Here is a 10975-nt window from a genome sequence, read left to right as displayed (position 1 = left end):
GGGCCGGGTCGTTAGCGTGGCGGGCCGCACCCGGCCGCAACGCGACCCGGACCACCCGCCCGGCACGGCACCTCACCCGGCGCAGCTTCGCCCCCACCCGCCGCGAGCCGCCTCGGCGCGGCCACGGCCGAGGAGGGCCTGCGCGCCTGGCCCGGCTGCACAGCCGACCCGGCGCGGCACTTCCGACAAGGTCAACACGGGTTCATTGAAGTTGGGGTGTCCGCCTGCCCTGGACACCGCGATTCCAATGAACCCGTGATGATCAAGGTACTGCGCACAGCGGCCCCGGCGGGGACGGGCCGCCGGGCGCGCGGCGGGGGCCACTCGGCGCGACGCAGCGGGCAGCCGTGGCCCGTCGCGGACCCCGCGACTACCCTCGTGCCATCGAGACCCAGGTCACCCCGAGGATGAGGAGTCACGGCATGAGCGAGGCATTGGCCAATCTGCTGAACGAGACGCGCCAGTTCCCCCCGCCGGCCGAACTCGCCGCGCACGCCAACGTCACCATCGACGCGTACGCCGAGGCTGAGGCCGACCGGCTGGCCTTCTGGGCGAAGCAGGCCGATCGGCTGGCCTGGTCGAAGAAGTGGGATGAGGTGCTCGACTGGTCGAACCCGCCGTTCGCGAAGTGGTTCGTGGGCGGGCAGCTCAACGTCGCGTACAACTGCCTGGACCGGCACGTCGAGGCGGGCCGGGGCGACAAGGTCGCGATCCACTGGGAGGGCGAGCCTGGCGACACCCGCACCATCACGTACGCGGACCTGCACGAGCTGACCTGTCGGGCGGCGAACGCGCTCACCGACCTGGGAGTGACCGCCGGCGACCGGGTGGCGATCTACCTGCCGATGATCCCGGAGGCGGCGGTGGCCATGTTGGCGTGCGCCCGGATCGGCGCAGCGCACAGTGTGGTCTTCGGTGGCTTCTCCGCCGACTCGTTGAGCAACCGGATCCAGGACGCCAGCGCCAAGGTGGTCATCACCGCGGACGGCGGTTACCGGCGGGGCAAGCCGTCGGCGTTGAAGCCCACTGTGGACGAGGCGGTGGCGAACTCCCCGTCGGTGGAGCACGTGCTCGTGGTCCGCCGCACCGGCGAGGACGTGGCGTGGTCGGAGAAGGACCACTGGTGGCACGAGACGGTGGAGACCGCGTCGGCCGAGCACACCGCGCAGCCGTTCGACGCCGAGCACCCGCTGTTCATCCTCTACACCAGCGGCACCACGGCCCGCCCGAAGGGCATCCTGCACACCACCGGCGGCTACCTCACCCAGGCGTCGTACACGACGCACGCGGTGTTCGACCTGAAGCCGGAGACGGACGTCTACTGGTGCACGGCCGACATCGGCTGGGTCACCGGGCACTCCTACATCGTGTACGGCCCGCTCTCCAACGGTGCCACCCAGGTGATGTACGAGGGCACCCCGGACACGCCGCACAAGGGTCGGTTCTGGGAGATCATCGACAAGTACGGGGTGAGCATCCTCTACACCGCTCCCACCCTGATCCGGACGATGATGAAGTGGGGCGACGACATCCCGGCGGGCTTCGACCTGTCGTCGCTGCGCCTGTTGGGCAGCGTCGGCGAGCCGATCAACCCGGAGGCCTGGATGTGGTACCGGCAGCACATCGGCCGGGGCGAGTTGCCGGTGGTGGACACCTGGTGGCAGACCGAGACGGGCGCCATCATGATCTCGCCGTTGCCGGGGGTGACGGCGGCCAAGCCGGGTTCGGCGATGACGCCGCTGCCGGGCATCGTGGCCGACGTGGTGGACGACCAGGGCCAGTCGGTGCCGAACGGTGGCGGCGGCTACCTGGTGCTGCGCGAGCCGTGGCCGTCGATGCTGCGCACCATCTGGGGTGACGACGACCGGTTCATCGACACGTACTGGTCGCGTTTCCAGGGCATGTACTTCGCCGGCGACGGCGCGAAGAAGGACGACGACGGGCACATCTGGCTGCTCGGCCGGGTGGACGACGTGATGCTGGTGTCCGGGCACAACATCTCGACGACCGAGGTGGAGTCGGCGTTGGTGTCGCACCCGTCGGTGGCCGAGGCTGCGGTCGTCGGCGCGACCGACCCGACCACCGGTCAGGCGATCGTCGCGTTCGCCATTCCGCGGGGCAGCACGGACATCGCCGGTGAGGCGGGCGAGCAGCTCATCGCGGACCTGCGCAACCACGTGTCGAAGACGCTCGGCCCGATCGCCAAGCCGCGGCAGATCATGCTGGTGCCGGAGCTGCCGAAGACCCGCTCCGGCAAGATCATGCGCCGGTTGCTGCGGGACGTGGCGGAGAACCGGTCGCTGGGCGACGTGACCACGTTGCAGGACTCCTCGGTGATGGACCTGATCTCCTCGGGGATGAGCGGTACGAAGTCCGACGAGGACTGACGGTAGGCGTACCCATTGGAGGGTGGCGGTCCGCGCGGACCGCCACCCTCCGTCATGTCTTACGGGTTTGGTTCGTGCCGCCTCACCACTGTCACATCGGTCGGTCGGGGGAGTCGGGAGAAGCTGAACGGGCACAGGCGTCGATCACCTCTGTCCTTTCGGCCGGTTGTGCTTTAGGTTCACGCAGGTTGGAAGAGTTCGACACACATCACATCGATGGTCGACCACGCCAACGTCATCCTCCCCATGCCCGAGAAACGGAGCGGCATGAACCACAAACCGCAGTCCAGTGCGCGGCGACGACTACTCGTCGCGCTGCCCGCCATCGCCCTCGCGGCCACGTCACTGACCGTGAGTGGCAGCGCGGCGGCCCAGTCGCCGTCCGGCACCCCCCAGGCGGTGATCGGGGCCGACGAGCACTACATCAACTACGCCGAGCCCGAGGTGCAGCCGGACACCACCGGCCGTGAGGTGAAGGGCAAGGGTGGCATCTACACCCCTGCCGCGGAGTCCGCGCGCGCATTCGACCAGAAGCACGCCCGGGGCAACCCGGTGACCGCACGGCAGCTGGCCAAGGACGAGGCCAAGTCGCTGAAGACCGGCCAGAACCCCCGCAAGTTCAAGAAGGCGCCGACCACCCAGACGGCGAAGCTGCTGACGCTGCTGGTGGAGTTCAACGACAAGGCCAACGACGACTTCACCGGCGTCATGGTCCCCAAGACGGTGTTCGAGGACCGCACCTGCGTCCCCGGCACGGTCCAGAACGGCCCGAAGCACAACAAGATCCCGGACCCGGCGCGTCTGCCCCACGAGGACAACAACTCGATGTGGGTGCCGGACTTCTCGCCGCAGCACTACAACAAGATGCTCTACAGCAAGAAGGGCATCACCGAGCGGGTCCGCACCGACCTGAAGGGCCCGGACGGCAAGAAGGGCATCGACCTGTCCGGTCGCACCATGCACAACATGTACCTGGAGATGTCCAAGAACGCGTACACGGTGGACGGGCAGGCCAGCCCGTGGATCACCGTGCCGCACTCGGAGGGCTGGTACGCGGCCAACCGCTGCTTCCAGGACGAGACCGGCGCTTGGGTTCCCGGCCGTGAGCAGTCGATGAACGGCCACCCGGACAACCCGGCCGGCGCGGGCCGCCTGGCGACCGACGCGATCGACGCGCTCGTCGCGAAGGACCCGAACTTCCCATGGGCCGACTACGACATCGAGGACCAGGCCGACCGTGACGGTGACGGCAACGTCTTCGAGCCGGACGGCGTGATCGACCACCTCGTGCTCGTGCACGCGGGCCAGGGCAAGTCCCGCGGCGGCGGCGCCGAGGGCGTGTACGCCGTGTGGGCGCACTCCTCCACGGTTGCCGGTGGTTACACCATCCCGGGCACCAACCTGAAGGCGTCGAACTACATCGTGCAGCCGGAGGACGCCGGCGTCGGCGTCTTCGCCCACGAGTTCGGCCACGACCTGGGTCTGCCGGACCTCTACGACACGTCCGGCAACGCCGACTCCGACGTGGACTTCTGGGACCTGATGGCCTCGGGTTCGCACTCGGGTGAGATCTTCCAGGCGCTGCCGACGCACATGGGCATCTGGGACAAGTGGGTGCTCGGTTGGGCCGACCCGCTGACCATCCGCCCCGGGTCGAACCCGCGCGAGGTGAAACTCGGCCAGACGTCGCGCACCCCGATCGACTCCGAGGACGGCATCAAGGTCGACCTGCCGGACAAGGTGACGACGCTGGCGACCCCGCACAGCGGCACCAAGATGTGGCACAGCAACAACGACCAGGAGTGGGCCGACGTCAAGCTGAGCCGCTCGGTCGACGTGCCGGCGGCGGCCGACTCGAAGTTCTGGATGTGGAACAACTACATCATCGAGGAGGACTGGGACTACGGCTTCGTCGAGCTCTCCACCGACGGCGGTACGACCTGGACCGAGCAGAAGGTGTACGACGAGGGCGGCACGGTGGTCACCACGCCGGACGGCTACCCGGACCCGAACGGCCGCATGAACGACTTCGGCGGCAAGAAGTACGGCCTGACCGGCAGCACCGACGGCTGGCGGCACGACTACGTCGACCTGTCGGCGTACGCCGGCACGACGGTCCAGGTGCGGCTGCGCCTGGCCACCGACGAGGCGTTCGAGGAGCGCAACTGGTTCGTCGACGACTTCTCGGTCACCGGCGGCGGCGCCACCACCTGGAGTGACGACGTCGAGGGCGGCGCCAACGGCTGGACGGCCACCGGCGGCACCTTCGTCGACACCACCGGTGCGGGCTGGAAGGTCTCCAGCGGCACCGAGGTGCACGCCCAGTACTACCTGGCGGAGTGGCGCAACTTCGACGGCTTCGACAAGGGCCTGCAGTACGCCTACGACACCATCTACTCGCACGAGGCGTGGAAGGTCGACCGGATCTCCTACAACGCGCCGGGCATGCTGGTCTGGTACCGGGACACCGCGCTCGGCGACGTCAACCACGTCACCGGGCAGATGACCGCGCTGCCCAGCTACGGCGCGAAGGGCGGGTTGCTCATCGTCGACTCGCACTTCGACCCGTTGCGGCGTACCGGTGAGGCGGCTGTGAAGGACCCGTCGGTGACGGACAACCTGCCGAGCCGCCCGCAGTCGTCGAACGCGGCGTTCACGCTGAACCGGACGTACCCGTTCACCGAGTGCCTGGAGGCGGCGGACGAGCCGTACAGCGCGTACTGCACGAAGTTCAAGGGGCTGCCGCCGGTGAAGGCGTTCACCGACGCCAAGGGCTGGTACCCGGGCATCGAGATGCGCGACGGTGCTGCCTACGCCCGCGACAACGACGCGTCGGTGGTCCTGCCGTCGCGTGGCAACGCGCCGTACACCACTCGGGTCACCAACCCGGACGGCAGCCCGGCGCCGGAGTTCTACGGCGTGACCCTGGGCGGTGGCGCAATCGTGCTGGGCACCGGAAACCCCGGCGACCAGGGCGTGAACTACGGCGTCTCGCTGACGATCAAGAAGGCTGCCGGGGACAACTCGTCGGCCATGATCTACGTGACCCCGGCCAAGAAGTAACGGTTTCACGGATCGAGAACTGACAGTGGGGTCGGTGGCGGAGACGCTGCCGGCCCCACTGTCGCATGTGTGATCAGGTTGATCGAGAAATGTCGTTGTATACGTTCGCGCCCCGACACGCGCTGGTCAGCGGGGCTGATGAACCGGCGGGGTGTGACGGTGAAAAGCATTCCCAACAAAATCTTGCAACAAATCGACGCGTTCGTCTTCCCACCCGTCCCGCCAGTAACTATGTTCACCAATGGTCCCACTAGTGGGATCGATCTCCCACCGGCCCGTACCCCCGTTGGGCCGGTTCCCTCACACCGGAGGTACCACGTGCGCAAAGTCGCAGTGGGTCTGCTCGGGCTCTCACTGACGGCGACAGGCCTGGCTTTCGGCCCGTCCGCCTCGGCGGCGCCTCAGCCCAAACTGCCGGCCGCAGCACCGGCCGCTGCCGAACCACAGGCGCTGAAGGATGAACTCCCCGACAAGCTCGAGGAGAAGCGCCGCGCACTGCGTGAGCAGGGGCTCAGCGACGTGCTGAGCGGTCGGAGCAAGCCGATCGAGCGCAACGGAAGCACTGTCGTCAAGGTCGGCAAGGTCGGCAAGGCGGCCGGGACGGGCGCCAACGCCCGCACCACCGCTGGCGCCAAGCAGACCAAGGACCAGTACGTAGAGCTCAAGCGCGAGCGGACCGACAAGATCTTCGTGATCCTGGCCGAGTTCGGGGACGAGCGGCACCCGTCCTACCCGGACAAGGACATGAACCCGAACATCGCCGGACCGGCAACGTTCGAGGGTCCGCTGCACAACAAGATCCCCGAGCCCAACCGGGCCGTGGACAACTCCACCATCTGGCAGCCGGACTTCAGCCCGGAGCACTTCCGCCAGCTGTACTTCGGCACCAACCCGGGCGACGAGTCGCTCAAGCAGTACTACGAGGCCCAGTCCTCGGGTCGCTACACCGTCGACGGTGAGGTGACCGACTGGGTCAAGGTCCGGTACAACGAGGCCCGCTACGGTCGCTCCGACGACCCGATTCCGGACCCCGAGCCCGGCGAGGAGCCGAACCCGCAGGATGACCGGGCCGTCTGCGCCGACAACGTCTGCCCGAACACCTGGAACCTGATCGCCGACGCCGCCAACCAGTGGGTCGCCGACCAGAAGGCCAAGGGTCGGACGGACGCCCAGATCGCCACCGAGATGAAGTCCTTCGACCAGTGGGACCGGTTCGACTACGACGGTGACGGCGACTTCAACGAGTCGGACGGCTACATCGACCACTTCCAGATCGTCCACTCCGGCGGCGACCAGGCCGACGGTGACCCGCAGCAGGGTGAGGACGCGATCTGGAGCCACCGCTGGTCGGCGTTCAACAGCTCGCCCGTCGGCCCGCCGAACTTCCCGATCGGCGGCACCCAGATCGGCAACACCGGCGTCTGGATCCGCGACTACACGATCCAGCCGGAAAACGGTGGCCGCAGCGTCTTCTACCACGAGTACGGCCACGACCTGGGCCTGCCGGACGACTACGGCCCGGCGGACAACAGCAACGAGCACTGGACCCTGATGGCCCAGAGCCGGCTCGGCGCCAAGAACGACGTCGGCATCGGCGACCGGGGCGGCGACCTCGGCGCGTGGAACAAGCTCCAGCTCGGTTGGCTCGACTACGAGGTGATCGTGGCGGGGCAGAAGCGCTCGCTGGAGCTCGGCCCGCAGGAGTACAACTCGGACAAGGCTCAGGCCGCCGTGGTCGTGCTCCCGCAGCGGGAGTACACGTTCAACTACGGCGCGCCGTTCGAGGGCGCCAAGCAGTACTTCTCCGGCAATGAGGACAACCTCGACAGCAAGATGACGAGGACGTTCGACCTCACCGGCAAGTCCGCAGCGGCGATGTCGCTCAAGGGCAAGTACAGCATCGAGGCCGGCTACGACTACCTCTACTTCGAGGCGTCCACTGACGGCGGTAAGACCTGGATCGACCTGGACGGCACTGCCAACGGCACGCCGATCGGCGTCGACGGCGCGGGGCGTCCGGCCCTCGCCGGCACCAGCAGGGGCGCTTGGGCGGACATCAACATCCCGCTGACCGCGGTCGCCGGCAAGGTGGCCCAGGTTCGCCTGCACTACGTCACCGACGGTGGCGTCTCCGAGGGCGGCTTCTTCGGTGACGCGATCACCGTGACCGCCGACGGCCAGACGGTGCTCAGTGACGGCGCCGAGACCGACGCCGGTTGGACGTTGGACAAGTTCCAGGTGGTCGGGGCGACCTACACCCGGCTGTTCGACAACTACTACATCGCCGGCAACCGGTCGTACGTCTCGTACGACAAGTACCTGAAGACCGGCCCGTACTTCTTCGGCTACGCGAACACCCGCCCGGACTGGGTGGACCACTACGCGTACCAGGAGGGCCTGCTCATCTCGTACTGGAACACCCGCTTCTCCGACAACAACACCGCCCCGGTGTCGACGTCCAACCCGGGTGGTCACCCGGGTGAGGGTCGCAACCTGTACATCGACGCGCACCCGCGCCCGATCTACAACCTGACCGGGGCTCCGTGGCGGGCCCGCATCCAGATGTACGACGCACCGTTCAGCCTGAACAAGGCGGACTCGTTCACCCTGCACCTCAACAGCCAGCCGCAGTACATCCGTGGCCAGGCCGCTGAGCCGCTGTTCGACGACACCAAGAAGTACTTCTACGAGGAGCTGCCGAACCACGGCGTCAAGCTCCCCGCAGCCGGTGTCAAGATCAAGGTTCTGGAGCAGGACGGCACCTCGATGAAGATCCGGGTCAGCTGACCACTGATCCCGCACCAACCAGCGACGCCCGGGCAGGTCATCTGCCCGGGCGTCGCGCTTTGTGCGCCACCCCCGGATGTCCCGGACCGGCTTTCTCCACTGACAGTCGACCCGGTGCCCCTGGTCCTGGTCCGGGGCAACCCGGGGCTTTCCCCTGTTCAACGCGACCGCCAGGGTCGCCTGCGTCCACCGGGTCCTAGGCTGTCTGCCATGACCGACCAGCGCGGCGGGGCCGTCGACGAGTCCTGTGTCCTCACCGAGGGGCCGTGGACGCACCGTTTCATCGGCGCCAACGGCAGCCGGTTCCACGTGGTCGAGGCCGGCACCGGGCCGATGGTGCTCTTCCTGCACGGCTTCCCGGAGCACTGGTGGGCCTGGCACCAGATGCTGCCGGCGGTCGCCGACGCCGGCTTCCGGGCGGTCGCCGTCGACCTGCGCGGCTACGGCGCCAGCGACAAACCACCCCGGGGGTACGACGGCTACACCCTCGCCGCCGACATCGCCGGGCTGATCCGCGCGCTCGGTGAACGATCCGCGACGATCGTCGGCAGCGGCCTCGGTGGCATGGTGGCCTGGACCGTGGCCTCGTTCCACCCGTCCCTGGTCCGCCGGCTCGTCGTGCTGGGAGCACCGCACCCGCTGCGACTGCGCGCCGCCATCTTCGCCGACCCGCGCGGGCAGTTCACCGCCTCCACCCCGGCGTTGAAGTTCCAGCTACCCCGCTACGAGCACGTCCTGACCCGCGATGGCGCTGCGGCCGTCGGCGAGATCATGCGCCGCTGGGGCGGCCCACAGTGGGTGGCCGGGCCGGACTTCGAGGCGTACGCCGAACGGTGCCGGGAGGCGATGTGCATCCCGCAGGCCGCGTTCTGCGCGCTGGAGGGTTACCGCTGGGCGTTCCGCTCGCTGCTGCGACTGCACGGCTACCGGTTCGTCCGCCTGATGCAGAAGCCGCTGTCCACTCCGACCCTGCAACTGCACGGCGCACTGGACGCCGCCTCCCTGCCCCGCACCGCGCTGGGTTCCGGCCGGTACGTCGTCGCCCCGTACGAGTGGCGACTGCTCGACGGGGTGGGGCACTTCCCGCACCTGGAGGCACCGGAGCTGGTGCTCGGCGAAATCCTCCGGTGGGCGAAGACCTGACCGGTCAGACCCGCTGCTCCCGCAGGTCGGTGACCTCGGCGGCCGGCGCCCAACCCTGGTAGACGCCGAAGTCGAAGACCTCCAGCCGCATCGCCTCGGCAACCGGCCAGCGACCACCGGTGTACTCCACCCGCAGCCAGGCGTCGTGCTCCCCGAGCACGATGAACGGCTGCCCCTTCCAGGTGCAGGTGGTCCGCACGTACGCCAGGTCCTCGATCTCGCTCGCCGGGAGCACCCGGACGTAGCGGCCCGCGCGGACCTCCTCGAAGCCCTCGCCCGGCTCGGGCTGGTAGAGGCGGATGTCGTCGCCGTCCGGGCTGGCCTGGTATTCCCGGCCCTTCCAACGGGCCACGTAACCGTCGCGCATCACGCCTCCCCGACCCGTCGCCAGGTGACCGAGTCGGTGTCCAGCTCGGCGACCACCCGCTCGCTGCCGTCCGCGCCGATGCGCCAGAGTTGGGCGCCGTGCGGCAGCCGTGCGCTGTCCACCTTGAACTCCGCCACCACGTCGCTGCTCTCACTCGGGGCGAAGCCGTTGCCCCGGAACGGCGGACGTTCGATGACCCAGCCCTCCATGGCCCGCATCGCCGGCTCGTTCTGACCGCCGTACGGGATGCGGTAGAGGCTCGGCCGGTGCGCCGGCCAGCGCAGCACGTAGATCTCCTCGGCGTCCGGGGCGAACGGCGAGCCGGGGTAATCGAGGCCCAGCGCCTCGTGCAGCTGAGCCGGCGTGGTCAGGTGGGACAGCTCACCGGCCCGGTGCACGAACCCGGACACCCGGTCGTACCCACGATCCAGGTAGTACGCGAGCTGGCTGGGCGCGATCGCCTTCTGCATGACCGTCGGTCGGGTCGGGTCGACCGCCGCGGGGGCGTACCGGGGACGGGCGGCGGGTTCGGCCACGGCCGGCGCTTCCACCTGGTCCACTTCCAGGTCGTCCCCGAGCCCCACCTCGGCGGCCCAGTTGGCCAACGCGACGATCTGCTCGCCGGGCAACTTGGCACCCACCGGCGTACCCGGGTTGACGGCGAACGACCAGTCCTCGTCTGGCCAGCGCCGGATCAGTTGGGCGAACTTCACCCGGACCGTGTCGACGTCCCCGTCGACATGGTCGGCGAGGCGCTCCGACGACGTGTAGACCACCACGTACGTCTCGCCGTCGAGCTGCCCGGTACGCCAGACGAAGCCGGGATCCCCGGGGCGGCTTCCCCGCACCGAGTCCGGTGCCGCCGGCAGTAGCACCCGGGCCAGCAGCAGGGTGGACAGGAACGTGTCGGTGCTGCCCGAGCCGGCGGCGCTGAGCAGGTCCTCCTCGACCGTGTTGGCCGGCTCGAACTCGACCGGCGCCGGCTCGTCGGCAGGCGGGTAGAGGTCGTCGCCGGCCGGGCTTCCCGACGAGGCCTCGCTGTCGGAGCGATCGTCACTGAGCGGGGCGTCGACCCCCAGGTTGCCCAGGCCACCGCCGACAACGCCGGACTCCGCCGGAATCACAGGCTGCGGGATGGACGGGCTCGGAGCGGGCTGATCGGGGCTGAAGGACGGTGGTGCGAAAGGACTGGGGCTGGCGGACGGCGGGTCGGCCGGCGGCCCCAGTC

General features: G+C 68.9%; 6 protein-coding genes. 4 read left to right on the top strand and 2 right to left on the bottom strand.

What is annotated here, in order from left to right:
* Positions 1-422 precede the first annotated feature (422 nt).
* From acs to DLJ58_RS33010, 4 genes are all read left to right on the top strand, one after another.
* The gene (gene acs, locus DLJ58_RS33025) at positions 423-2387 is read left to right on the top strand and encodes an acetate--CoA ligase (RefSeq protein ID WP_112680829.1); all 1965 of its coding nucleotides are present in this window, start codon (positions 423-425) and stop codon (positions 2385-2387) included.
* A 267-nt stretch (positions 2388-2654) separates the two neighbouring features.
* Positions 2655-5450 carry an immune inhibitor A domain-containing protein gene (locus DLJ58_RS33020; protein WP_124862871.1) on the top strand — a complete coding sequence of 932 codons (2796 nt, stop codon included), beginning with the start codon at positions 2655-2657 and terminating at the stop codon, positions 5448-5450.
* 333 nt (positions 5451-5783) lie between these two features.
* The gene (locus tag DLJ58_RS33015; protein WP_124862874.1) at positions 5784-8237 is read left to right on the top strand and encodes an immune inhibitor A domain-containing protein; all 2454 of its coding nucleotides are present in this window, start codon (positions 5784-5786) and stop codon (positions 8235-8237) included.
* A gap of 210 nt (positions 8238-8447) precedes the next feature.
* Positions 8448-9380 (top strand): alpha/beta fold hydrolase, encoded by a 933-nt coding sequence (locus DLJ58_RS33010; RefSeq protein WP_124862868.1) that lies wholly within the window; start codon positions 8448-8450, stop codon positions 9378-9380.
* Between the two features lie 4 nt (positions 9381-9384).
* Here the strand turns inward: DLJ58_RS33010 and DLJ58_RS33005 are convergent, their stop codons facing one another.
* Positions 9385-9750: a hypothetical protein gene (locus tag DLJ58_RS33005; protein WP_124862865.1), complete on the bottom strand. Its 366-nt coding sequence runs from the start codon at positions 9748-9750 to the stop codon at positions 9385-9387.
* On the bottom strand, positions 9747-10975 hold a 1229-nt coding region (locus tag DLJ58_RS33000), incomplete at its 5' end, for an SseB family protein (RefSeq protein WP_148098033.1). The genes DLJ58_RS33000 and DLJ58_RS33005, both read right to left, overlap by 4 nt.

Source organism: Micromonospora arida (genome assembly GCF_003857035.1).
Taxonomy (GTDB): domain Bacteria; phylum Actinomycetota; class Actinomycetes; order Mycobacteriales; family Micromonosporaceae; genus Micromonospora; species Micromonospora arida.
This window is presented reverse-complemented; position numbering and strand designations above follow the sequence as displayed.

Coding starts and splice junctions, on each gene's coding strand:
- DLJ58_RS33010 (WP_124862868.1), top strand. CDS start 8,448: ATGACCGACCAGCGCGGCGGGGCCGTCGACGAGTCCTGTGTCCTCACC.
- DLJ58_RS33020 (WP_124862871.1), top strand. CDS start 2,655: ATGAACCACAAACCGCAGTCCAGTGCGCGGCGACGACTACTCGTCGCG.
- acs (WP_112680829.1), top strand. CDS start 423: ATGAGCGAGGCATTGGCCAATCTGCTGAACGAGACGCGCCAGTTCCCC.